Origin of the sequence: Phytohalomonas tamaricis, assembly GCF_003012345.1 — a bacterium.
GTDB classification, from domain to species: Bacteria; Pseudomonadota; Gammaproteobacteria; order Pseudomonadales; family Halomonadaceae; genus Phytohalomonas; species Phytohalomonas tamaricis.
Window position 1 is genome coordinate 127,318 of sequence record NZ_PVRV01000023.1, and the last position, 23,076, is coordinate 150,393.

General features: G+C 52.4%; 22 protein-coding genes. 10 read left to right on the forward strand and 12 right to left on the reverse strand.

Annotation, left to right across the window (positions count from 1 at the left end; all coding sequences use genetic code 11):
• Nucleotides 1-83: 83 nt before the first annotated feature.
• From can to C3Z11_RS12030, 6 genes are all read left to right on the forward strand, one after another.
• Nucleotides 84-746, forward strand: coding sequence for a carbonate dehydratase (gene can / locus C3Z11_RS12015; protein ID WP_106478196.1), 663 nt, complete (start codon nt 84-86; stop codon nt 744-746).
• 154 nt (nt 747-900) lie between these two features.
• Nucleotides 901-1,833 (forward strand): LysR family transcriptional regulator, encoded by a 933-nt coding sequence (locus C3Z11_RS12020; RefSeq protein WP_106478197.1) that lies wholly within the window; start codon nt 901-903, stop codon nt 1,831-1,833.
• Entirely contained in the window at nt 1,808-2,041 is a 234-nt protein-coding gene (locus tag C3Z11_RS17140; protein ID WP_262927384.1) for a hypothetical protein, read from the forward strand. The genes C3Z11_RS12020 and C3Z11_RS17140 overlap by 26 nt, the downstream gene beginning before the upstream one ends.
• A 34-nt stretch (nt 2,042-2,075) precedes the next feature.
• Entirely contained in the window at nt 2,076-2,357 is a 282-nt protein-coding gene (locus C3Z11_RS17145; protein ID WP_262927385.1) for a hypothetical protein, read from the forward strand.
• Entirely contained in the window at nt 2,317-3,069 is a 753-nt protein-coding gene (locus C3Z11_RS17150) for a M24 family metallopeptidase (protein WP_262927386.1), read from the forward strand. The genes C3Z11_RS17145 and C3Z11_RS17150 overlap by 41 nt, the downstream gene beginning before the upstream one ends.
• 82 nt (nt 3,070-3,151) lie before the next feature.
• Nucleotides 3,152-4,168 carry a hydrolase gene (locus tag C3Z11_RS12030; RefSeq protein WP_106478530.1) on the forward strand — a complete coding sequence of 339 codons (1,017 nt, stop codon included), beginning with the start codon at nt 3,152-3,154 and terminating at the stop codon, nt 4,166-4,168.
• Between the two features lie 36 nt (nt 4,169-4,204).
• Here the strand turns inward: C3Z11_RS12030 and msrA are convergent, their stop codons facing one another.
• From msrA to C3Z11_RS12050, 4 genes are read right to left on the reverse strand one after another with little or no spacing between them, the layout of a single operon-like run.
• Nucleotides 4,205-4,840 carry a peptide-methionine (S)-S-oxide reductase MsrA gene (gene msrA, locus C3Z11_RS12035; protein ID WP_394810210.1) on the reverse strand — a complete coding sequence of 212 codons (636 nt, stop codon included), beginning with the start codon at nt 4,838-4,840 and terminating at the stop codon, nt 4,205-4,207.
• A gap of 20 nt (nt 4,841-4,860) precedes the next feature.
• Nucleotides 4,861-9,024: an autotransporter assembly complex protein TamB gene (gene tamB, locus C3Z11_RS12040; protein ID WP_106478198.1), complete on the reverse strand. Its 4,164-nt coding sequence runs from the start codon at nt 9,022-9,024 to the stop codon at nt 4,861-4,863.
• Nucleotides 8,988-10,775: an autotransporter assembly complex protein TamA gene (gene tamA / locus C3Z11_RS12045; protein WP_106478199.1), complete on the reverse strand. Its 1,788-nt coding sequence runs from the start codon at nt 10,773-10,775 to the stop codon at nt 8,988-8,990. Before tamA ends, tamB begins: the two co-directional genes overlap by 37 nt.
• A gap of 37 nt (nt 10,776-10,812) precedes the next feature.
• Nucleotides 10,813-11,652 carry a coiled-coil domain-containing protein gene (locus C3Z11_RS12050; protein ID WP_158701038.1) on the reverse strand — a complete coding sequence of 280 codons (840 nt, stop codon included), beginning with the start codon at nt 11,650-11,652 and terminating at the stop codon, nt 10,813-10,815.
• A 202-nt stretch (nt 11,653-11,854) separates the two neighbouring features.
• Between C3Z11_RS12050 and C3Z11_RS12055 the strand changes: the two genes are divergently transcribed.
• Nucleotides 11,855-12,436: a superoxide dismutase gene (locus C3Z11_RS12055; protein ID WP_106478201.1), complete on the forward strand. Its 582-nt coding sequence runs from the start codon at nt 11,855-11,857 to the stop codon at nt 12,434-12,436.
• Nucleotides 12,437-12,532: 96 nt separating this feature from the next.
• On the opposite strand, the gene C3Z11_RS12060 is transcribed toward C3Z11_RS12055, so the two are convergent.
• From C3Z11_RS12060 to mtnA, 3 genes are all read right to left on the reverse strand, one after another.
• Complete coding sequence (locus tag C3Z11_RS12060) at nt 12,533-13,819, reverse strand: nucleotide sugar dehydrogenase (RefSeq protein WP_106478202.1); 1,287 nt, start codon at nt 13,817-13,819, stop codon at nt 12,533-12,535.
• A 4-nt stretch (nt 13,820-13,823) separates the two neighbouring features.
• The gene (galU, locus tag C3Z11_RS12065) at nt 13,824-14,714 is read right to left on the reverse strand and encodes a UTP--glucose-1-phosphate uridylyltransferase GalU (protein ID WP_106478203.1); all 891 of its coding nucleotides are present in this window, start codon (nt 14,712-14,714) and stop codon (nt 13,824-13,826) included.
• Between the two features lie 88 nt (nt 14,715-14,802).
• Nucleotides 14,803-15,858 carry an S-methyl-5-thioribose-1-phosphate isomerase gene (gene mtnA / locus C3Z11_RS12070; RefSeq protein WP_106478204.1) on the reverse strand — a complete coding sequence of 352 codons (1,056 nt, stop codon included), beginning with the start codon at nt 15,856-15,858 and terminating at the stop codon, nt 14,803-14,805.
• A 97-nt stretch (nt 15,859-15,955) separates the two neighbouring features.
• Here mtnA and C3Z11_RS12075 point away from each other — a divergent pair, with 97 nt between their 5' ends.
• From C3Z11_RS12075 to C3Z11_RS12085, 3 genes are read left to right on the forward strand one after another with little or no spacing between them, the layout of a single operon-like run.
• Nucleotides 15,956-17,311 (forward strand): TRZ/ATZ family hydrolase, encoded by a 1,356-nt coding sequence (locus C3Z11_RS12075; RefSeq protein ID WP_106478205.1) that lies wholly within the window; start codon nt 15,956-15,958, stop codon nt 17,309-17,311.
• The gene (gene ubiG / locus C3Z11_RS12080; protein WP_106478206.1) at nt 17,308-18,024 is read left to right on the forward strand and encodes a bifunctional 2-polyprenyl-6-hydroxyphenol methylase/3-demethylubiquinol 3-O-methyltransferase UbiG; all 717 of its coding nucleotides are present in this window, start codon (nt 17,308-17,310) and stop codon (nt 18,022-18,024) included. Before C3Z11_RS12075 ends, ubiG begins: the two co-directional genes overlap by 4 nt.
• Nucleotides 18,024-18,686 carry an HAD-IA family hydrolase gene (locus C3Z11_RS12085; protein ID WP_106478207.1) on the forward strand — a complete coding sequence of 221 codons (663 nt, stop codon included), beginning with the start codon at nt 18,024-18,026 and terminating at the stop codon, nt 18,684-18,686. Before ubiG ends, C3Z11_RS12085 begins: the two co-directional genes overlap by 1 nt.
• 93 nt (nt 18,687-18,779) lie before the next feature.
• Here the strand turns inward: C3Z11_RS12085 and ybgF are convergent, their stop codons facing one another.
• The 5 genes from ybgF to tolR are packed head-to-tail and all read right to left on the reverse strand — an operon-like array spanning nt 18,780 to nt 23,068.
• Entirely contained in the window at nt 18,780-19,544 is a 765-nt protein-coding gene (ybgF, locus tag C3Z11_RS12090; RefSeq protein ID WP_317450674.1) for a tol-pal system protein YbgF, read from the reverse strand.
• A 57-nt stretch (nt 19,545-19,601) separates the two neighbouring features.
• The gene (pal, locus tag C3Z11_RS12095) at nt 19,602-20,120 is read right to left on the reverse strand and encodes a peptidoglycan-associated lipoprotein Pal (RefSeq protein ID WP_106478209.1); all 519 of its coding nucleotides are present in this window, start codon (nt 20,118-20,120) and stop codon (nt 19,602-19,604) included.
• Between the two features lie 51 nt (nt 20,121-20,171).
• Nucleotides 20,172-21,461 carry a Tol-Pal system beta propeller repeat protein TolB gene (gene tolB / locus C3Z11_RS12100; protein ID WP_106478210.1) on the reverse strand — a complete coding sequence of 430 codons (1,290 nt, stop codon included), beginning with the start codon at nt 21,459-21,461 and terminating at the stop codon, nt 20,172-20,174.
• Nucleotides 21,461-22,621 (reverse strand): cell envelope integrity protein TolA, encoded by a 1,161-nt coding sequence (gene tolA / locus C3Z11_RS12105; protein WP_106478211.1) that lies wholly within the window; start codon nt 22,619-22,621, stop codon nt 21,461-21,463. Before tolA ends, tolB begins: the two co-directional genes overlap by 1 nt.
• Before the next feature lie 9 nt (nt 22,622-22,630).
• On the reverse strand, nt 22,631-23,068 hold the full coding sequence (gene tolR / locus C3Z11_RS12110; protein ID WP_106478212.1) for a protein TolR: 438 nt from the start codon (nt 23,066-23,068) through the stop codon (nt 22,631-22,633).
• Nucleotides 23,069-23,076 lie beyond the last annotated feature (8 nt).

The window sequence follows — 23,076 nt, forward strand, 5'->3', positions numbered from 1 at the left end:
TGGTTTCAAGGCAGGAAGGCTGGTATGTAAATAGATACTCACGTAAAAAGATTTGAAAGAAACTCACCGAGACAACCCAAACCATGTGTAATAGCGATAAGGGCAATATCGGAAAGCTGCTGGAGCAGAATCAGAGCTGGTCAGAGGGTGTGCAAGCACGTGACCCTGATTTCTTTGCTCGTTTATCCAATCAGCAAAATCCGGATTATCTCTGGATAGGCTGTTCCGATAGCCGCGTGCCTGCTAACCAAATTATTGATTTACCCCCTGGCGAAGTCTTTGTTCATCGCAACGTTGCCAACATCGTGCAACACAACGACATGAATGCCCTTTCAGTCATTCAGTACGCGGTGGATGTGCTCAAGGTGAAACACATCATGATCGTTGGCCATTATGGATGCGGCGGCATCCGTGCCGCGCTTTCAGGTGGTGATAGCGGCATCGTCGATTATTGGCTGCATAGCGTACGTGATTTGTACAACAGGCATAGGCATTGGTTGCAGGAACTACCGCTTGATGAGCAAGTTGATCGCATGTGCGAACTTAATGTTCGCGCTCAACTAGCCAATCTATGTCGTACCAAGATCGTTCAGCGTGCATGGCTACGTGGCCAGCAACTCTCTGTTCACGGCTGGTGTTACAGTCTTAGCAACGGTTTAATTACTGATTTGGAGTGCACAACGACAGGGCTCGACCAAGTACCTCAGCTATATCGTATTAGTGAGCCTTCAACGGACGAGACATGATCCCGTAATACTTGTGGTCGGGCATTCGCCCGGCCATGGCAGGTTTAACGGATCGATTATCGACTCACTTCTGATAACCATTCATTAGCTCCATGCTTTGCTGCCCGTCTTATCCGGGCACCTTTATCCATCTACGATAAGATATATTTAAGCCATGGAAATACGCTGGTTGGAAGACTTCGTGGCATTGGCACGTATTCGCCATTTCTCGCGTGCGGCTCAGTATCAGAATGTTTCACAGCCGACATTTAGTAGACGTATTCGCCTTATGGAAGAACAAATGGGGCAGCAGCTTATCAAGCGCGACACTTCTCCACTTGCGCTGACGGCAGCGGGAGAAGAATTTCTGATCATGAGCGAACGAATACTCGAGCAGGTTCGGTTAACCAAATCCAGAATTTCAGCGCTATCGGCTGACAACACCAGGCCGGTAACGCTTGCTGCGCCGCAGAGCCTGTTACTGCATTTCGTCCCGCAATGGCTGCAGAACTATCAACTGACTACCTCGATGCTTCCTTACTTACGTTCAACTAACTGGCTAGCAGGAGATTACTTCCAAGCGTTGGATCGCGGCGAATGCGATCTTGCATTGTGTTACTGGCCACGGCGAGCCATTCCTCTGGGCATCAACCTATCAGGCTATCCCTTCATTATTATCGATGATGAATATTTTCTTCCGGTTTCCTCGACAGATGATAAAGGTCAACCTCGTTACCGCTTACCCGGGACGGCTTCAGCGCCCCTGCCCTTTATCGCCTTTCATTCCCGCTCAATCATAGCAGCGGCACTGGAAACGCATCTGACTGAAATGCCTGAACCTGCCCATTTAAAAGCGGTAAATGAGAATTCCCACGCGGCCAACGTCAAGGAGTTAGTCTCACAAGGATATGGCATAGGCTGGCTGCCAGCGCGCGTCGTGCGCCCTGGTCTGGATGACGGAACACTTGCACTCGCGGGAGATGAGCGCTGGGCACTTCCTTTACACCTTCGTCTCTATCGTTCGGAGATGCCCCGGCACCCTCAATTACTCGTCCTTTGGCAGCGCCTACTTGAGAATAGCCATGGAAGAACTCACACCCCTGCATGAAGACCACCTTGATCGGCTGCAACATGTCTATACCGATCTCCTCACCGAACAAAAATACGATGGCGTACTGCTATATAGCGGTCACCCAACGTTTCATTTCGCTGATGATCAGCCTCGTTCGTTCAAGAGTTACGCTCATTTCCTTCACTGGGTACCGTTACCCGGTATAGCCTATAGCTTACTGGCATCTACCGATCAAACTGCCTGAAGCCGCCTGGGTTCAACACTTCGACATTATTTGCATGGGGGATCATCGACTGCCTGAACTTCCTGTTGGGCATTTCGCAATCATGGGGGATCTCTCTGGAGAAGACGCAGTTAATCTCAAGGGCACGCTCAATCCATCCATGTTGCGGGCAGAACTTGATGAACAGCGCATGTTTAAAAGCGACTATGAAGTGGCATGTATTCATCGTGCCAATGCGCTGGCAGCAAAGGGACATCATGCAGCACGTGGCACCTTCAGCGCTGGCGAAGCGGAGCTTGATATTCATTGCCTACCTGAAAGCAAGCCGCCAGAGTGAAACCGATGCGCCTTACCCTGGCATTATCGCCTGTAATGATCATGCCGGTGTTTTACATTACCAGCATTATGACGACGTCCCACCAAAGATACGTTACAGCTTACTGGTTGATGCGGGATGCAGTTTCGCAGGCTATAGCGCCGATATCACCAGAACATGGTGCGGCCCGTCGGCACATCCACTCTTTAGCGAGATGGTGCAAGGCATAGAGCACTATCAGCAACGTCTCGTGAGCGAAGCGCAGGCTGGCATGGACTTCATCCTGCTGCATCGTCGCATGCACGATTTATTGGCGGCGCTACTCATAGAGCTGGGGCTGGTCAAAGCAATGACCATAGAGGCCTGCGTTGCCTCAGGCCTTACCCGTGCCCTGTGTCCACATGGACTAGGGCACTCTCTTGGTCTGCAAACACACGATGTAGCCGGCTTTCAGCAGGACGCCACAGGAACCATCAAGCCCCCGCCGAACGATGCTCCTGCCTTACGATTAACGCGCCATCTTTCGCCTGGCATGGTCATCACTATCGAGCCGGGATGCTATTTTATCGATTCTCTCCTGGCTCCAATGTATGACAGTACAATCAGCCACCATGTTGATTGGCAGGCGATAAGCGCGCTTAAGGCACATGGCGGCATACGTATTGAAGATAATATCGTGATCATGCCGCAAGGGAATGAGAACTTGACCCGCCCCCCCGCTTCGGGGCTATAACAGTAACGCCGACATATGGTGGCGCTAATGCACCTTGACCTGACGGCATCATATGTCGAACTATTTATTCGGCCTTACCGCTATGCCTCGCATACTATTCAATACCGAATACAGACCACCACAGGGCTTGAGCAATCGTCATATACAAACGCTATTGCCGCGTATTCTGCCGAAACCATCCCTGCCCCGTGATACCGAAATACTTAATCTGCCGGACGGCGATTTTGTCGAGCTGAGCTGGGCTCGGCCTGCCCCCAACAATCCCAAAGCGCCGATTTTCATACTTTTTCACGGTCTAGAAGGATCCGCTAACTCCCCTTATGCGCGGATGTTACTCACTATGGCTGCAAAAAAGGGATGGCGCGCCGTTCTGATGCACTTCCGGGGATGCGGGCAAGCTGCCAATCGTTTGCATCGTGCCTATCACAGCGGAGATACAGCAGACGCCTACTGGTTTCTCGGGCAACTCGCGGTTCGCTATCCCTACGCTCTGAAAGTGGCTGCCGGGGTATCCTTAGGTGCCAACATGCTGCTGAAGCTGGTCGCCGAACAGGGCGGAGACGGCCTTGATCTAGCCGGTGCAATCGCCATCAGTGCACCACTGGATCTCGCCGCATCGGCAGATGCATTGAACATCGGGTTTGCAAGCGTTTATCAACGTCATTTACTTCATGCATTGAGACGCAAGCTACATACTAAGCTGGCACAGGAAGGCTTTCCCTTGAAGCTCACCGCCAAGCAAGTGGCCCAGCTTGATACCTTCTGGGCTTATGACAATGAAGTGACTGCACCGCTGCACGGCTTTACGTCGGCAAGTGATTATTACCAGCGAGCATCGGCAGGCAGAATGATTGACCGTATCGAATTACCCACCCTGATCTTGCATGCTCAAGATGATCCGTTCGCCCCACGAGACCTGTTCCAGCGGCTACCATCCCCCTCAGCCTGCGTCAGGGTCGAGTTAACCCGGCATGGTGGTCATGTGGGATTCATTGAACGAAAAGGAGGGATACTGTGCTCTTGGTTGTCGCGTCGCATATCCGCACAGCTCGACGCCTGGTCTAGCCTCTCGATGGTCCAGGTATCGAGCCGTGGATAACCGCCTATAGACAAACGTAACAAGAAATGCCGATGATCAGCAGACAGGACAACTGATACCCGTACCCTTGAGACCGCAATAGCCTGCGGGATTTTTGCTTAGATATTGCTGGTGATATTCTTCGGCATAATAGAAGGTATCGAGCCTATCTACTTCTGTAGTGATGTGTCCAAGCCCCGCTTTCTCAAGCGCTCGGGCATACTCATTAAGGCTCTTATCGACAATGGCACTCTGCGCACTCGTGGTGATATAGATTGCTGAGCGATACTGAGTCCCGAGATCGTTACCCTGTCGCATGCCTTGTGTCGGATCATGAGCCTCCCAGAATACTTGGAGTATCTCCGGCAAGCCGATGATAGTCGGATCAAAGACCACACGGACTACTTCGGCATGGCCGGTCATGCCGGTACAGACCTCTTCATAACTCGGGTTAGGCGTATAACCACCTGCGTATCCTGCCGCCGTGGTATACACACCCGGAAGTTGCCAGAACAACCGTTCCGCTCCCCAGAAGCAACCAAGCCCCAGCACAATATCTTCATACTGATCAGGAAAAGGAGGCACGATAGAACGGCCATTGACATGATGAATCCCGCTGATTTCAGGCGCTGCTTCACGTCCGCGCAACGCCTGTTCAGCAGTAGGTAACTGTGCTTTTTCTCGCGTTAACATGGTCATCAACTCCTTGAACATCAATTGTCTTCCGCATTACTGCGATGCTGTTCTCGAGCAGGTCTAGGTCTGTGACTACGTCCCAAGCTGAACGTATACAGTAGATCGACAGCCTGGTTGGCACCAGAAACAGCCTGCACATAAAGATTCTGTAGAAGGCGATAGCGAAGCGTCAGCTCAGCTATTGAAGAAAATAGCCCTACCCCATAACTGACCTTCAAGTTTTCAAACAGATAGCCACTGACGACTACCTGACTTTCATCGCCCGACCCCGAAGTATCCAGAGATAGGTCCTCAACGCCAAAGCTTTCACCCAACTGGCCTACGGCCCGACCGCTACGCGATAGTGATAACCCAATCAGCGCGGAGGTCAAAGCATTGTCATTGCCCCCTTCGCTTTCCGAATCAGGCGCACGTCCACGCAGCAGGTAGGATAGCGCCCGCGTGTCATTCATCTCTGGATCGGAAAACACCTCAATTTGTGGATTCTGCGCTGAACCGGATACTTGCAGCCCCGCAGTAACATCATCTTCAATCGTATCCGGATTACGGATCGCTCTGAATTGAAGATAAGGCATGGATGGCGGGCCATTGAACGATACTTTACCTTCCTGAATGATGAGGTTCTGTCCGAATGCGCTAAAACGCCCATTGACCAGAGATACATCACCAAACAACTGCAGTGACCCGGCCTGCTGACGTACGTTCATACGCCCCTCGAGTTGAGACTGCAAGCCGTAAGCCTCTAGCTGAACGTCATTGCCCACGATGATATCGACATTAACATTGAGCTCCATGCCGGCATCTTCAAGGGCACGCATATCAGCCCATTGCGGCTGTTTCCCATTACGATAATCTTCCTTCGCCTGCTCGATCTTCTTGTCAAGCTCAGCAGCTTCTTCACGAGTAAGAATAACTTCATCACTTGAAGGCGCTTCAGCGGAGGCCGGAATCTGATCAATCGCCAATCGCGCCCAAGGGATACGCACATTACCCGTAATATTCAGACGTGAAGGCGTCGCGGCCACATCCAGATGAGGGGCAACACGCAGCCTTCCCATGCCAGGCAAAATCACTTCCAGCGGTGATCTACCGCCGTTCAACGCGGCGTGTGCCCGCCAATCACCGGTTGTTGGCCAACCAGCTTCCCCCTTTATCTGCCAGCGTGCCTGGTTTGAAGCCAGATAGCCGTTCAGGGTCCCTTCAGCTCCCTGAAATTCCAGGGCTAGACGGGCATCATCAAGCATGACGGGAAGTTGCTCACCGCTCGCTTTCACCCCATCGATTACTAAAGAACCATTTAACCGTGGCTGTTCGAGATCACCATCAAGGCGAATATCGCCATTCATCTGGCCTTCCAGCTCAGACAAATCACTCACCAGACGCCGATAAGGTGCAAAATTCACATGATCAACACGTAACCGCCCGTTTAAACCGCGCTGACCCATCGGATCGTCAACGCTTGCGTTAAGCTTGATATTACCTGCACCATCAAGATCAAGCGCCAGATCAGCATTAGCCTGAGCAGGTGTAGCGCTGAATGTCAGTCCCAAGGACGTTGCAGGTAGCTGTAGCGTTTGTCCCTGAGCATCGACTGTAGTGACCTCAAGCTGACTATTGACTTGACCGTTAGCCTGCCAATTTGCACCACCTCGTGACCACTGCGCAGTAATATTGCCATCCGTCTGCCCCGTCGTGACATGCCATTGGTCAGGCAAGTAATCGTTAAGAATCGTCATGGGCAGATCAGTAATACTTAACTGAGCGTGACCTTGGTCAGCACTTGCCGCTATGGCCTGCGTGGCACACAAACGTCCGCCCTGACGACGTACCAAACAGAACGGCTCAATAGTCGCCGATGAGTTTGCCAGATTGACGTTAAAACGCATCGGATCATCAAGGACAATAGTGCCTGCCTGAACCGTCTCCACGTTAAGCGGCGATAGTTGTCCACTGTAGCGCTGAGTAGAAAGATTCAATCCTCCATCCAGTGCCAAGTTGGCCTCGGTAACCGGCATATCCTGTGCACTATCAATAGCCAAGGCCAGATGATGGCTGCTCAAGCGTCCCTCAAGAGTAAGCGCCAGCGCACGCAGATTTTGTCCTCCCGCCACCAGATGCTGGGCATTCACCTCAATATCGAACTGAGGATCATTGAGCCCACTTGCGTCAGCACGTAGTGATAAACTGCCCAAGCGGTTTTCTCCATAGCGAATCGCCTCGCCATCCAACACAATATGGCCCTGGGGCTTTTGCATCGTTCCAGCCAGGCGTACCTGCCCTGTCAGGCTTCCGCCTAGATCAGGCAAGATGGTTCCCAAGGCAGGCGCCTGAATGTTGGCATCCAGCGAGAGCTTCTTGGCGACGTCGCCCTGCGCCGTTATCCGGTTACGCCCTTGGCGCAGATCGAGCGTATCGATGTGCCACTGCATCTCGCTATTACCGTTGAGCTTGGCCTGGAGCGATAGCGGACGCTGCTGTAATGTGCCATTGATTGCTACGTTGGGTACTTCAAGGGACCAGGCTTGATCCTGCTGATGAAAGTTGAGCGCCGCCTCGCCGTTGAGCCGCCCGGTGATATCAGGGACAAAGTCCTGCAAACGCAAGTCACTCATGGTTAATAAAACGTGCGCATCAAGTGCAGGTGCCCAACGTACACTGCCCTGACTTTCCAGCCGTCCTTGCGCTGTTTCAAGCCTAAGCGGTTGCCAGGCAAACTGTTGAAAGTCGCCCTGACCCGCCAGGGTGATACGCGTATCAGCAAACTGTGCACCGCTGGCCTGTGTTGCCAGATCAATGCGATACCCCGCCAGGCTCCCTTCAGCGGTCAGGGAAAAATCACGTACCCGATAATCGGGAGTTCCCTGCAAAGGCCAACCCAATAAAGGGGTCTTGAGCGCTGCATTAAACGGCAGCTGGCGATCCAGCGCATCGAGGGAAGCATCAAGGGAAGCATCTACCGGCCCTTGAGCCGTCATTGCTATTGTTAAATCAGCTAGTGAGCCCTCAATGGTCAGCGCCACTTTTTCGCCATCAACTGGCGCGCGATGCATCGTCGCGTTTACGGCCAGCTGCAACGGATACTCATCAGCTAACGTGGCTGCCCCTGATAACGTGGCCGTAGCATCCGGCGTATCAGCAAAGATGCGCGTAATCTCAACCTGATTATCGTGACCATGAAGGCTCAGCTCAAAACGGTTGATCGTATAGGGCGTTGGTCCAGAGAGCTGGAAGTCGTCGATAATGAATGAAGGAATATCGACATTAATCGGCAGGGAGATATCCGGCAGATCTAACCGATCTCCCTGGGCATTCTCACTGAACGCCGCCAGCGGATTGGGGCTGCTCTGATCAGCAACATTTTCAGTCGCATCACCAGTGATATCATTAACTGCCGGCTGCCCTGACACGACTTCATTGGCGACGTCACGGTTGACATCGAAGGTCTGTTCTTCCAGCAGACGTGTGTTTAACTCCTGTAGCACATCAGACGTCTTGTCCGCAGTAGTGGCCGAAGCATCGACACCTGCTACATCAGCTACCAGCGCGACATCTACCGGTGCCTGCAAGTCAGCTGCCGTGACATTTTCCGATGTAACAGGAAGCGCAACCCGAGGCGACTGCCAATGCGTATCGGCCAGTGTCAGCGTATCGCCTTCAAAGCGCAGCCCACTGGTAAAGGAGGTCCAGCCGGCATAAGTGCCATCAGCCAGTGTCAGTGCAAAATCGGAGAATTCAATGGCACGTACTTCAACGGGAATCGGCGTAGCAATATGCGGCAGGCCATTTTCCTGATCCGTGTCCGCGTCAGGAGCACTCTTCTCGGCGCTATCTTTAAGGTTCACTCTTATGCCGTTGCCGCCAAGACGGTCAATGCACAGCCGGCCTTTGAGCAGACAATCATCAGCCCAGGCGAGCTCGAAGCGATCGGCATCAAGTGTCAGTGCCGCAATATCAACATGCAGGTCGGTCAACACCAAGTGATCAAGCGGCGCGCCTTCAACGCTACCTACACTTAATAGCCCACGCGACTCGGCCTGATCAAATAGCCATGCCGTTCCCCACGGCGATAACGCCGCGCCCATCACAATCATGATCAACGCTATCAGCCAGAGCATGACCCAGATGATGAAACGTGGCAGCAGCATCAGAACTCGGGTCCGATGGCGAAATGAAGACGCCATGAGTTCTCCTCATCATCAAAAGGGTGAGCGATATCAAGACTGATAGGGCCTACGGGCGAAATCCAGCGAACACCCAACCCTGCAGAGGTTTTGATATCGTCTGGCCACCAGTCATCAAAGGAGTTGCCGCCATCGGCAAACGTGGCTAACCACCAACCGTCTTTTATGCGACGTTGATACTCCGCTGTAGCGGTAAACAAATGCTTACCACCCAGCAGATCGCCATCTTCGTTTTCAGGAGAGAGGCTTTCGTAATCATATCCGCGAATACTATTATCACCACCGGCAAAAAAGCGTAGTGATGGCGGAACCTTATCGAAAGTATCGGTTGCCGTTGCTCCTACTGTCGTCCTCGTGAAAAAGCGGTTGCTGTCGCCAATGCTGCCAATCAATTGGGATTGCAGGCGAGTACGTACAAAGCGGGCATCAGAACCCCAAGCGGTATCGGAGAATTCAACCAGCAGATCCTCTCGATCGCCGCGCATAGGGAAACGGATATTATCGACATTGACATGAGACCAGCTTGCCCCAGGCACCAACAGGAAAACGATGTCGTCCTGGTCAGCCTGGGTAAAATCTTCTCTTTGGGCGCGCAGATAGACGCTTTGCGTCCAACCGTGCGTGAAGTTCCATTCGCGGGCAAACGTAAGCGAACTCTCGAAGCTATCGGTATCCTCATTATCGATATCCTCCAAGTTATAGCGAATCTGGTAACTGTCACGCAGAGGATTATCCAACGGAATCGTATACTGGCCACTCGCGCGCTTTTCGGGGCCTGAATAAAAAATACTGTTGGTCAGACTATCGCCCCGTTCATTAATCCACGGCATTGTCCAACCAAACTGCACACGTGTGCCTACATCAGTAGCATAACCAATACCCGTCTCAAACCTATGGCGATCAGCAGGTATCAATTCCACCGTGATAGGCACCGTCGTATCAATGGGCTCGGGTGCTGCCGTCTCACTGCTGTTTTCATCCGGTGATGGCGTGATAACTTCATCGCTGCTGGCTATCTGAGGACGCACTGCAGCGCTTCTAAACCATCCTGTAGAGCTCAAGCGCTGGTTATACGTACTAAGCTCGGAGGCCGAATAATAGTCACCGGGTTCGAACGGCAGCATGTTGCGCAACCGTTCCTCCTTGATCTGACTCCCCTCAAATGACACCTCGCCAAAACGATAACGCTTGCCGCTGTCAAAAATTAAAACAACATTGGCTGCATTGGCCCACGGCCTGATTTCAAGTCGATGTGTCAGATAACGTGCATCGAAATATCCTCGTTCCAATGCGATCGTGCTTAGCTGCTGCTTCAACGCATCATAGTCGGCATGGTTCAGGGGCTCGCCTTGCGATTTCATCAAGGCACTTTCATCCAAGGCTTGCTGAAAAAACTTGTCATCGCGTGCAGCGCCACGGATGCGGACGACAAGGTTATTGATTTTAACCTGCTCTCCCGGCTTTACAGTGATATTCACGTGCTCGTGGTCAGGAAAAGAAATGTATATTTCCGGCTCGTAATAGCCATATACCTTGAGGGCATTCTGAGTGCGCTTGAGCGCTTCAGGTTCATAGCTTGCCAGTTCGGCACCTTCCGGGATGGTTAGAGAGGCAAGATAGGCTTCGATGTTGGTCTCGGGTGCCCCATCGATGCCATCCACATTTGCATCAACAGCAAACGCATTTTGCGTTGCTGTACACAGCCCAATTATCGCCGCCAGCGACGTTGCACCAAGCAGAGATTTCCGCATCAATAGCGCCCTTGTGCCTTTAGTGTCTTGCTGCGCATTATTTTAAAGCACCATTGAACCGGCTATTGAGCATCTCCTGCTCGGCCGCCAAGGAAAGCTGCTTATTATGTAATTGCTGTAAGCGAGCCTTTATCTGCTCGTCCTCGCTTTTCAATGACTCGGTCTGCTGCTGCAACCGAGCCAATTGATTGCCTAGCTGCTCCATGTGCTCTTCCGCCAGCATTCCTTTGCGCTGCAGTTCTTGCAGCTCATTGAGAGTATGGTCTTGCGCTTCAATATGCTCAGTAAGCACGGCAAGACGATTGTCCAAATCACCTACCTTCTGTTCAGTCGCGCTGGTCGACTGGTGCAAAGATGTCAGTCCTGCCTCCATCTCGTTACGCGTCTGATCCAGTATGCTGTCTAGCGCATTCAGCGATTGCTGTAGCGCAGCAAGGGTATCCTGCCGCGTTTCGCCCGCCTGCTCAAGCCGCACGATGCTCGCCTCGAGCCGTGCTATCTGCTCCGAGTTGTCCAAACGGATCACTCTTTTATCCTGCTCGGCAACGGCAGTTTTCAGCTGCTGCAGTTCTTTACTAAGCGATGCATTGGTCCCATCAGTGGTATGTTCGATTTCCCCAAGTCGCGCTGTTAGCCGAGCCACCTGGTCCTCCAACACAACGGTATCATGGTGCCAATGCTGACGTTCCAGCCAAAAAAAACTACCGCCAACTATCAATATCACCAGACATGTCAAACAAAGCAGATAAAGTGGCCATATCCGTACGCGTTGCCGACGTTGCGGTACAGAGCTCCGATGCGTTAACGACAGCGCATCCTCATGGGTCGGTACTATACCTACTTTATCGTGTCCACTGTCGTCAGGTCTGTCTGCCATAGGTAACACTCTGTAAATCAAGATATTTCATGACAGACTTTATCGTCATGCCATGATGCATGGTCATGAAAAACACAGATTCTGTGACATTGATATTAAAACGTGACACAACGCCGCGACCAGCGGCTACAGCCCTTTTATCGGTTTAATAAACAGTCCACTCTTCCAGCAGAGTGATATCACGTTTTGACAGGAGAATTCCGTGGCGTTCGAATTGCCTTCGCTCCCCTATGCCCTTGATGCTTTAGAACCATATATTTCAGCGGAAACGATGCACCATCACCATGAGTATCAACACCGCAACTACTTGTTGAGGCTCAATACCATCAATGCAGGTTCCCCTTACGCCAGTGAGTCGCTGGAATCCTTGATCATGAGTGCTACAGGCGAGCGCCTGGCCTGTGCCGTGGAGGCATGGAATCACAGTTTCTTCTGGCACTGTCTTTCCCCATGGAGCAATGGCTACTCCGTCGACGCATTAGGGCGTGCTATCAACGAACGCTGGGGAAGTATTGACGCCTTCAAGGACGCGTTTGAACAGAGCGCTCTGGCACTCTTTTCGTCAGGCTGGACATGGTTGGTAAAAATGCAAGATGGCTCCCTTGCCATTATCAATACAACCGCTAGTGATACGCCTCTGAAGCAAGGGCTCATTCCCTTGTTAGCACTCGATATGTGGGAACACGCTTATTATCTCGACTACCAAGGCAATCGTTACAAATACATCCAGGCTTTCTGGCCACTGGTCAACTGGGAGTTTGCAGCTCAAAATCTCACATCATGAGCTCAGTGATCAGCTCCCATCTATTTCGAAGACAAACAAAAGCCGCCTTTTGGCGGCTTTTGATCGTACTTGCATCATTCGTCATGACGACAGTGCTTATGTCGGGTCGGCACGGCGACCTATTCCGCGATATACAAACCCCTGCTGCGCGACGAATTGGGGATCGAAGATATTGCGCCCATCAATTACCAGTGACGCCTTGAGTAAGGTCGACAAACGGCGCCAGTCCGGGTTCCAGTATCCTTTCCATTCGGTTACCAGCATGAGTGCATCAGCACCGTCGCAGGCCGCATAGGCATCATCGGCCAGAGAGAGCAAAGGATGCTCGCCATAATATTCAGCCAATACGGGCAATGCTACTGGATCATGCACCCGTACATGGACGCCTTGAGCCCACAGCGCTTCAATAAGCGTAAGAACGGGAGCATGATCGATACGAGCCGTACCTGGTTTGAATGCTGCACCCCATATCGCGACGGTCAAACCGTCCAACTGACCCTTATAGTGCTGCCAGAGCTTGCGGAACAGCGACTCCTTGTTTTGCTCATTCGAATCGAGCACCTGTTCAAGAAGAGCTGATTCCTGGCCTTTCTCTGACTGAATGCTGGCCAGTCGCATTAGATCACGCGCGAAATTAGGCCCGCCGAATCCGCAGCCAGGATAAAGATATTCATAACCGATACGACTATCAGCGCCCATCCCCTGACGTACCAATTCGACGTCGACATCCAGACTGTCGGCTAGGCTCGCCAACTCATTCATATAGCTGATACGTGTAGCCAACATGCCGATAATTGCCAGACGGGTCAGTTCGGCTGCCCGGCGTGGCATCAGCTGAAACACGTCCTCGCGCCGATTGAACGCTCGCAATAATTCGCGTACTTGCCGCGTTGCCCATTCGTTTTCACTGCCTAACAGCCAACGCTGCGGACGAGTGAACGAGGAAAGCGCTCGTCCTTCTTCAAGCATGTCAGGCAGCGCAACAGCTATCTGATGCTCTTTCTTCAGCCCGAGTTCGAGCTGCTCAGTTTGTCCTATCGGAAAGGTACTGTTATTGACCAGAACGAAATTGTGGGTTTCCTTGGCCAAAACATTCGCTACCCATTGGGTGGCGTCATCACGTTGATCGGCCGATAGGGCCAGCCAATAGACTTCAGCGCATGGCAATGTTTTATGCGTATCGCATAAAACAAGGGCACCATTCTCGATGCTATAGTCGATTTGCCCACGCAGGCCCGCCTCACGGTTGAGCCATTCACTTTCGCGCAGCACATCCCATGGCTGTTCAGGATGAGGCCACCAATAAACGCGATGGCCCACCATCGATAATGCTGCGGCGGCGGTAGCCGCACTGAGCTCGCTTCCATGCACGACTACCTGCATGCTGTTATGCCTCGCTGTTGTAACGACTTAGTAGCTCACGAAAACCTTCGCCGTACTTAGGATGACGACGAGCAAATGAGAGCGTTGCTTCAAGATAACCTAACTGATGACCACAATCATATGTATCGCCTTGCATACGATAAGCAGAGACGTCCTGCTTGCTACGTAGCGTATCGATAGCATCGGTCAGCTGAATTTCATTGCCGGCCCCTGGTGTCGTCTCAGCCAGTATCGGAAATATTTGACCCGGCAACAGATAACGTCCAATTACAGCCAGTGTAGAAGGTTCTTCACCACTTTTCGGCTTCTCGACCATACCGGTAATCTTGGCACTCTGCCCAGCTGCAGGCGTATCCCCTTCAAGAGCTACGATACCGTACTTGTAAGCAACGTCCTGAGGTACATTTTCAACCATGATCTGTGCGCTGTTAGTCTCATCATAGGCTTTGATCATGCCCGCAAGATCATTTTGCGCAAGGCCTTCACCATCGACCAGTACGTCAGGCAGCAATACAGCAAACGGCTCATTGTCGCCAATGATCGGACGCGCGCAGAGTACCGCGTGGCCAAGACCAAGCGCTTCAGGCTGGCGAATGCTGATGATAGATACATCGTCAGGGATGATATTGCGCAACTCTTCAAGCAACTCAGTCTTGCCTTTGGCTTCAAGCTGCATTTCCAGCTCAAAATGCTTGTCGAAGTGATTTTCGATCGCCGATTTGCTCGAATGCGTGACCAGCACAATTTCTTTGATACCGGCAGCAACAGCTTCTTGAACCACATACTGAATTACCGGCTTGTCGACGATCGTGATCATCTCCTTGGGGATAGCCTTTGATGCCGGCAGGCAACGTGTACCAAAACCAGCAACGGGAAGTACGGCTTTACGGATCATTCCTTTGTCCTTTTTTCAAAGAGTGTGAATCAATCATGCTATGACGAGTATGCCATAACTTAGTGTAAGCCTGATGTTAACAGAGGCTTCAATTCGCTAAGGTATTAAACATCATCGCAATTTTCTTTGCACTTGGGGCTTTTATGACGCCTTTCTCGGTCACGATGGCATCGATTAACGCCGCCGGAGTAACATCGAAAACAGGATTGTATATATCGATGGTTTCAGATGTCACCAGACGCTCTCCCGATTGACGAAGCTCTGTTGCATCGCGAGTTTCAATAGGAATTTCATCGCCGGTAGCAAGTGTCAGATCGAATGTGCTCAAAGGCGCTGCCACCATGACCTTGATGCCATGATAACGCGCTTGAACCGCTAGACTGAAAGTGCCAATTTTATTGGCGACGTCCCCATTGGCGGCAATTCTGTCGGCTCCCACAATTAACCATTGGGTTTTGCCTTGTTTCATTATTAGTGACGCTGCGGAATCAATATTTAAAGATAACGGTATATTCTCCTGCTCAAGCTCCCATGCCGTCAACCTTGCGCCCTGAAGCCAAGGGCGTGTTTCGTTAACATGGACATGGCTGATCAAGCCATCACCCCATGCCGTACGAATCACGCCTAATGCTGTGCCATGGCCACCGGTAGCCAGCGCCCCGGTATTGCAGTGCGTCATGACTTCGCAATTTCCCGTTTCGGCAATGAGCTGGGCACCATGACGCGCCATGGCCTGATTGTCCTGCAGATCCTGACGATGGATACGCAGTGCTTCTTCCAATAGCGCCTCTGTAGGTACAACCGTCGCATAGATATGACGTGTGATTACATTTTTCATGCGCTCCAAGGCCCAGAACAGATTTACCGCTGTGGGTCGTGAAGTCGCCAGCAATTTGACATCCTCGTCCAAGCGGGGCTGCCAGTCTGCGGATGTACCAAGCGACTTAGCTGCCAATACCACGCCATAGGCTGCTGTAATCCCAATGGCCGGTGCCCCCCTTACCACCATCGATCGAATAGCCTCAACGGTATCCGTTACGTCCCTGGCATAAAATGTTTCATATTTTCCTGGCAGGGCTCGCTGATCAAGCAGTTCAATTGCATCATCTTGCCAGCGAATGGGAACGATCATTGATTCGGTCATGACTTTCCTTGTAATACATACAGTTTGTAGCGCCCTGCCCTGACCTGATGTCATGAGCACGCTAGAATAGGTGCAATCTTATAAAAGGAGCCTTGAAATGCCACCCTCTTCCGCCACTCCTGCTGATCTACTCATTGAATGCCGCTGGGTATTGCCGATGATAGACAACGTAACCGAGCTCGAATGGCAGGGTGTTGCCATAGCCGAAGATCGTATCATCGGTATCTGGCCAGTCGAAGAGGCACGCCAGCGAGTCACGCCGCATAAGACACTACGTCTTGAGCATCATGCGCTCCTGCCCGGGTTCGTCAATGCGCATAATCACGCCGGTATGACCCTGTTACGGGGCTATGCCGATGATTTGCCACTAATGACCTGGCTCAAAGAACACATCTGGCCAGCCGAAGCGGCCTTCATGAATACCGACACGGTGACCGATGGTACACGCTTGGCCATCGCTGAAATGCTGCGCACGGGAACAACCACTTTCTCGGATATGTATTTTGCGCCTGAAAAAATTGCTGAGCTTGCCGAGCAGATGGGTATTCGCGCCCAGCTCTGCACTCCGTTGATCGACTTTGAAACGCCTTGGTCCAAGAATTTTGCAGATGGTCTGGAAAAGACTCGCGCTCTGGTCTCGCAACACGGTAATAAAAAGCGCTTGAGCTTCGCTTTTGGCCCCCATGCACCTTATACCGTCGGGGATGATAGCTTGGCTCAGCTGCGCGAGGCACGTGACCAACTGGGTCTACCTATTCAGATGCATGTCCATGAGACCGCAGATGAAATCAACCAAGCCCTTGCCCATAACGGCATTCGCCCACTGCGACGCCTTTACGATGCCGGCTTGTTGGATCCCACCTTTCAAGCCGTACACATGACTCAGCTCAACGATGAGGACTTTGCCATCATCAAGGAAAGCGGTGTCAACATCGTGCACTGCCCACAATCGAACCTTAAACTGGCCAGTGGTTTCTGCCCAGTAGCCAAGCTCCTGGAGGAAAATACCACGGTCGCACTGGGCACCGATGGCGCTTGCAGCAATAATGATCTTGATATGCTTGATGAGATGCGTACCGCCGCGCTGCTGGCCAAGGGGGTAAGCGGCAATGCTGAAGCCTTGCCGGCCATGGCGACACTGGCAATGTCCACGCGCGAAGGCGCCAAGGCATTAGGCCTAGGGGAACGCATCGGTCAGATCAAAGCCGGGTTCGAAGCCGACCTGATTGCTATTGATCTCGACAGCATTGAAAGCTTGCCCGTGCATAACCCTGCCTCAGCCATTGTCTATGCCGTTAACAGCCGGCAGGTAAGTCATGTATGGGTCGGCGGACGTATACTGCTCAATGAGGGCCGCTTCGTGCATGAGGACGAAGATGAGCTAAAGGCGCTCGCAAAATCACGCCAAGCGCAAATGAATCACAAGATGTCTCACAAGGAAGCGGCGCAATGAGTACTCCCATATTCAATAATGTCGATCATGGTGAAATAGCCAAGTTCGAATCACTATCCAGTCGTTGGTGGGACCGCGAAGGCGAATTCAAGCCGCTGCATGACATCAACCCGCTACGGTTAGATTTCATCGATGCCCGCGCAGGGCTTACCGGCAAAAAGGTCATCGATATTGGGTGTGGCGGCGGCATTCTTAGTGAAGCCATGGCCCATCGCGGCGCCAAGGTGACCGGGATTGATCTTGGCGAAGCCCCGCTTGCAGTAGCCCGCCTGCATCAACAGGAAAGCGGCGTTGACGTTGACTATCGCAATATCAGCGCTGAGCAGATGGCGCTTGAGCACGCCGGTGAATTCGATATCGTTACCTGCCTGGAAATGCTTGAGCATGTGCCCGATCCCGAAGCTGTCGTTCATGCCTGCACAAAGCTGGTAAAACCAGGCGGACACGTTTTTTTCTCAACAATCAACCGTCACCCCAAAGCCTATCTCCTCGCCATACTCGGCGCAGAATACGTACTGAAGATGCTGCCGCGAGGCACGCATGACTATCAGCGCTTTATCCGTCCAGCCGAGCTTTCTCGCTGGGCCCGCAAAAGTGACCTGACCATGCGGGAGGTAAGCGGCATGACGTATAACCCGCTGTTGAAACGTTACAAGCTCACGCCACACGATGTAGACGTTAATTATCTGATGCACTGCCAGCGAAACAAATAATGAGCACCTTTCCTAAAGCTGTACTGTTCGATCTGGATGGCACCTTGGTAGATACCGCGCCTGACCTGGCGCGGGCTACCAACGCACTGCGCCGCAAACACGGTCTGGAGCCGCTGTCCTATGAACAGATTCGCGCCGAGGTGTCCCATGGTGGCAATGCATTGGTCAAGCTGGCGCTCGGTTACGACACTGATCATCCCGACCATGCGGTTGCTCGCGAGTATCTGCTGGAAAGCTACGGCAGTGCCGTTGCCGAAGAAAGTACGCTTTTCACAGGATTGGACACTGTGCTCGAAGGCTATGCCCGGCATCAACGTCCTTGGGGCATCATAACCAACAAGCCAAGACGCTACGCAGAACCCTTGATCGCTGCGCTAGGGCTGGCCCCTGACGTGCTGCTATGTGCGGATGACATGCCGGTTAAGAAGCCCGACCCCGCTCCACTTATCGAAGCAGCCAAACGCCTGAACGTTTTGCCGCAGGATTGCTGGTATATAGGCGATCACCTTCGGGATATAGAAGCGGCCCGTGCTGCGGGTATGACTGCAGTTGCAGTGCATTATGGTTATCTTCGCGGGGATGATGACCCACGCCAATGGCCTGCAGAGTTATGGTTTGAAACCCCCGAAGCGCTGGTCGAAGCATTACTCAGCCATCGGTAAAGCGTATTACTCAATAGACATAAAAAGACGGCATGACATCCTGTACGTAAAACAGAATGCCTGCCGTTTTTATGACGCCAGAAGCATAAGAAATTAACCGCTGGTACGCTTGAGAAAGTCCTGCGCCATTGTCGCTGCGCTGCTATCTGGATATTCCTTGATGACACGGTTAAGCAAGGTCTGGCTGGCGCTACCTTGTCCCTGCCGGGCTTTCACCAAGCCAAGCTTATAAAGCGCATCCGCCACTTTACTGCTGCTTGGGTACTTATCGATGACCGTTTGGAAGGCCTGGGCGGAATCGGAAAGTTGCGATTTGGCTGAGTAAAGCTCGCCTAGCCAATAATAGGCGTTAGCATTGAGGCTAGAGTTTGGGTAATCCTGATTGAACTGCTCTAAAGCACTGATAGCTTGATCGAATTGGCGTGCCTGAACCAGCTCAAAAGCAGACTGGTAAGCTTGCTGAGCATCACCGCTACTAGGATTAGAACTTGAATTTGAAGCGCTACCTTCCGCGGCTGCAGTACCACCGCCCATTGCCGCTGCATTAATCGGATCACTGGAAGCATCTGCCGTATCACCCGAGACACTATCAGACGATCTACTGCCACCACCGCTATTACCGGAAATTCGCTCATCTAAATCCAGATAACGTTGCTGAGACAGCTGCTTCTGTTCTTCAAGTTGATGTTGCAGTTCTTCGATCTGACCACGCAGCTGATTGATGGCATCCTGCTGGCTTTGTAGCTGATTGAAAATAGTCAGGCTGCCGCTACCACCGGTTGATGCCTGACTATAGAAAGAATTAGATTGTGCGGAATAATCCTGGTCCGACTGGGCCCATACGGACAGCGGGAGCACTAAGGCTCCCGCTCCGCACAGTCTTTTCAGACTGTGTTTCATACTCGACTCCGATAATTAATAATCGAAGACGACACGACGGTTCTGAGAGTAAGCCTGCTCAGAATGGCCTTCAACCGCCGGACGCTCTTCACCGTAGCTGACGACTTCGATCTGTGACGCAGGAACGCCTTGGATCGTCAGGTACTGTTTGACAGAGTTAGCGCGACGCTCGCCAAGCGCTAGGTTGTACTCACGAGTACCGCGCTCATCAGCATGGCCTTCGAGAACCACGTTGGTGCCCGGATTAGCCTGCAGGTAAGCAGCGTGCTGGTTGAGTACGGATTCGAATTCGGGGCGGATAGTATCCTTGTCGAAGTCAAAGTAAATAGTGCGGACATCAGGAACCTGAGCATTCATGTTCTGACCGCTAGCACCCCGTCCAGAGTTCATGCCCTGTGACGAAGCGCCAGCATTGCCGCTGTTCATGCCACTTGCATCGCTACCATCTTGTGTACCGCCGCCGCTGGAACAACCAGCAACCACCGCCAACGAAAGTGCAGCAGCCATAGTCTTGGCGTAAGTGGTGAATTGCATAATCCTCTCCTTGCTCTTTTATTGCGAATGACAATAAATCATTCTAGTCGTTTAATTCAGAAACGGCGACCAGGAGGGTTCTCGTACATTTCCTTCAGGCGAAGGTAGTACGAAGGATGACCTTCCATCCGCCGAGACAGCACCGAGAACCCCACGGGCTCCCTGCTGAGTGGCATATACCACCATTGTGCCATTCGGCGCAATGGCTGGTGCTTCATCCCAACGAGTATCAGTCAAAACAGTGACTCGTCCCGTATCGAAATCCTGTCGTGCAATCTGGAATCCCTTATCGGTTCTCGTCACCATATAGGCACTCTTTCCATCGGGAGCATAGTGCCCACCGGCATTGTAAGACCCTGTAAACGTTAGGCGTTTTGGCTGATTCCCGCCAATATCCATTTGATAGAGCTGCGGCTGTCCGCTGCGATCTGATGTGAACAGAATAGAACGACCGTCAGGACTGAAATCAGGTTCGGTATTAATTGAAGCGCTATTGGTCAGGCGCTGCAAATTTCGCGAAGCAATATCCATCACATAAATATCCGGCGTACCGTCCTTGGATAGCGCCATAGCCATCTTGCGTCCATCAGGCGACCAGGCAGGAGCACCGTTAATGCCCTTGAACGAGGTCAGCTTGACGCGCTTACCGCTGGAGAGCTGCTGTACATAGATGGCGGGACGCCCTGATTCGAACGACACATAGGCGAGTTTCTGACCATCAGGTGACCATGCCGGTGAGAGAATAGGCTGATTGGAGGTCAGCACTTGCTGCGTGTTGTGACCATCCTGATCGGCAACGTAAAGGGCAAAATGCTGATTGTTTTCGACGCCGCGTGCCGTTACATAGGCAATACGCGTTTGAAAAGCGCCTCGTATACCGGTGATCTTTTCAAAAATCTGATCGGCAATGTAATGAGCCCGCGCACGAAGCTGGTCACGACTGCCTTCGACGTATTCGCCTAGCATGCGCTTTTCGCCGTAGACATCATGCAGCTCATAACTGATACGGTAGCCATTTCCCTCCTGTTGCACGTGGCCAACCACGAGGTAATTGGACTTCACCATTCGCCAGTCCCGGTAGTTGATCTGCTCGCCACTGCCAGGCTGGGCAATCAGATTACTACGGCTTAGCGGGGCAAACTGCCCGCTGTGCTCCAGGTCATCCGAGATTACCTGTGCAACATCTTCGGGTACGCTCGGGTCATCTGTTTTGAACGGCACGACCGCAATCGGCATTGCCTGATCATTTCCTTTGGTTATTTCAATGGTGAGATCGGCATGCGCCAGGCAACTCACCATTAACAGCATCAATGTACCCGCCAGGGCCACTAATCGTTTCATCAGCGCACATCCTCTGGGTTAAAGCGAAGATTAAACTCACGGAACTGACGCTGCGCAGCTGTGGGTAGCTTGCTCAGCTCACGGAACGGCGCGGCTTTTTGCACCGCCTGGATCGCAGAGCGATCAAAGTTGGCATTGCCACTACTATTAATGACTGTTGCGTTGATAAGCTCACCCGTGGGTAACAAGCGTATGCGCACCATTGTCTGCATCCCCGGTTGAGTATCCGATGGCTGCGACCAGTTCTGCTCAACGTAGCGCCTTACCAGATTCATGAAACCATTTGCCGCTTCAGTGGCCTGTTTAGCGTTGGCAATAGCTTCCTCTTCATCACCTAATGCGTCGCTAAAGGCATTTTTGCTCGCTGCGGCCGCAGCTTCAGCCATACGCTTGGCCTCGGCCTTTTTCTTGGCTTCAGCATCCGCTTTTGCCTTAGCTGCAGCGTCAGCCTTCTTCTTGGCCTCAGCGTCCGCTTTGGCCTTGGCTGCAGCGTCAGCCTTCTTCTTGGCCTCAGCGTCCGCTTTGGCCTTGGCTGCAGCGTCAGCCTTCTTCTTGGCCTCAGCGTCCGCTTTGGCCTTGGCTTCAGCTTCAGCTTTCTTCTTGGCCTCGGCATCCGCTTTGGCCTTGGCTGCAGCTTCGGCTTTCTTCTTGGCCTCGGCGTCTGCTTTAGCCTTGGCTTCAGCTTCGGCTTTCTTCTTGGCCTCGGCGTCTGCTTTAGCCTTGGCTTCAGCTTCGGCTTTCTTCTTGGCCTCGGCGTCCGCTTGTGCTTTTTGCTGTTGCTGTACCGCAAGCTGCTTGGCTTCTGCAGCACGGCGTTGAGCCTCAGCTTCTGCTTGCTGGCGCGCAGTTTCACGCGCTTGCTGAGCTTCAGCCTGTTTTTGAGCTTCATGCTCTGCTTCGGCCTGGGCTTGCTCCTGAGCGGCGCGCTGTTGCTCTTCTTCCTGCTGAGCCTTAGCGCTCGCCTGTGCTTCCCGTGCTTGCTGCGGCTTGTTCGTTGCGGTTTCCATCTGTACCAGCGTAGCCTGAACCACAGAGCTGGAGGGTTCGACCACATCCGGCTCCGGTAACCGAAGCACGGTCAAGCCGAGTATGGCCACGTGCACAGCAATCGCGAGAACGGTCGGCAGCGCATAGCCTACACGACGGTCGTGTCTGGCCATGAGGTCTCCTTAGCTCCCGCCCGATGGAGGTTCAGAAATCAACCCCACATTGGGCACACCCGCACCCTGCAAGGTTCCCATCAGCTCAATAACCTGCCCGTAGGGCACATTACGATCACCGCGGACCAGCACCGGTGTTTTGGGATTACTGTTCAAGACTTTCATGACCTGCTCACTGATGTTATCAAGCGATACTGTCTGATCATCATCGCCAAGGCTGATGTAATAATTGCCTTCACGATCAACCGACACGATCAGCGGTTCGTTGTCCTGGCTATCGATTGGCTCTGAACTCACCTGGGGGAGATCAACTTGAACACCCTGCGTCATCATTGGGGCCGTGATCATGAAAATGACCAGCAATACCAGCATGACGTCGATGAACGGTACGACATTCAATTCACTCGACAGTTTCTTCCGGCTTCGCCGACGATAAGGGCTCTGCATGGTAATCG

What these genes read in the sequence shown, in the direction of transcription:
- pal (WP_106478209.1), bottom strand. Translation starts at nt 20,120, where the DNA reads ATGCAATTCACCACTTACGCCAAGACTATGGCTGCTGCACTTTCGTTG.
- tolR (WP_106478212.1), bottom strand. Translation starts at nt 23,068, where the DNA reads ATGCAGAGCCCTTATCGTCGGCGAAGCCGGAAGAAACTGTCGAGTGAA.
- can (WP_106478196.1), top strand. Translation starts at nt 84, where the DNA reads ATGTGTAATAGCGATAAGGGCAATATCGGAAAGCTGCTGGAGCAGAAT.
- tolB (WP_106478210.1), bottom strand. Translation starts at nt 21,461, where the DNA reads ATGAAACGATTAGTGGCCCTGGCGGGTACATTGATGCTGTTAATGGTG.
- tamB (WP_106478198.1), bottom strand. Translation starts at nt 9,024, where the DNA reads ATGGCGTCTTCATTTCGCCATCGGACCCGAGTTCTGATGCTGCTGCCA.
- C3Z11_RS12075 (WP_106478205.1), top strand. Translation starts at nt 15,956, where the DNA reads ATGCCACCCTCTTCCGCCACTCCTGCTGATCTACTCATTGAATGCCGC.
- C3Z11_RS17145 (WP_262927385.1), top strand. Translation starts at nt 2,076, where the DNA reads ATGGGGGATCATCGACTGCCTGAACTTCCTGTTGGGCATTTCGCAATC.
- C3Z11_RS12060 (WP_106478202.1), bottom strand. Translation starts at nt 13,819, where the DNA reads ATGCAGGTAGTCGTGCATGGAAGCGAGCTCAGTGCGGCTACCGCCGCC.
- tolA (WP_106478211.1), bottom strand. Translation starts at nt 22,621, where the DNA reads ATGGCCAGACACGACCGTCGTGTAGGCTATGCGCTGCCGACCGTTCTC.
- ubiG (WP_106478206.1), top strand. Translation starts at nt 17,308, where the DNA reads ATGAGTACTCCCATATTCAATAATGTCGATCATGGTGAAATAGCCAAG.
- msrA (WP_394810210.1), bottom strand. Translation starts at nt 4,840, where the DNA reads ATGTTAACGCGAGAAAAAGCACAGTTACCTACTGCTGAACAGGCGTTG.
- C3Z11_RS17140 (WP_262927384.1), top strand. Translation starts at nt 1,808, where the DNA reads ATGGAAGAACTCACACCCCTGCATGAAGACCACCTTGATCGGCTGCAA.
- C3Z11_RS12085 (WP_106478207.1), top strand. Translation starts at nt 18,024, where the DNA reads ATGAGCACCTTTCCTAAAGCTGTACTGTTCGATCTGGATGGCACCTTG.
- C3Z11_RS12030 (WP_106478530.1), top strand. Translation starts at nt 3,152, where the DNA reads ATGCCTCGCATACTATTCAATACCGAATACAGACCACCACAGGGCTTG.
- C3Z11_RS12020 (WP_106478197.1), top strand. Translation starts at nt 901, where the DNA reads ATGGAAATACGCTGGTTGGAAGACTTCGTGGCATTGGCACGTATTCGC.
- mtnA (WP_106478204.1), bottom strand. Translation starts at nt 15,858, where the DNA reads ATGACCGAATCAATGATCGTTCCCATTCGCTGGCAAGATGATGCAATT.
- tamA (WP_106478199.1), bottom strand. Translation starts at nt 10,775, where the DNA reads ATGCGGAAATCTCTGCTTGGTGCAACGTCGCTGGCGGCGATAATTGGG.
- C3Z11_RS12050 (WP_158701038.1), bottom strand. Translation starts at nt 11,652, where the DNA reads ATGGCAGACAGACCTGACGACAGTGGACACGATAAAGTAGGTATAGTA.
- galU (WP_106478203.1), bottom strand. Translation starts at nt 14,714, where the DNA reads ATGATCCGTAAAGCCGTACTTCCCGTTGCTGGTTTTGGTACACGTTGC.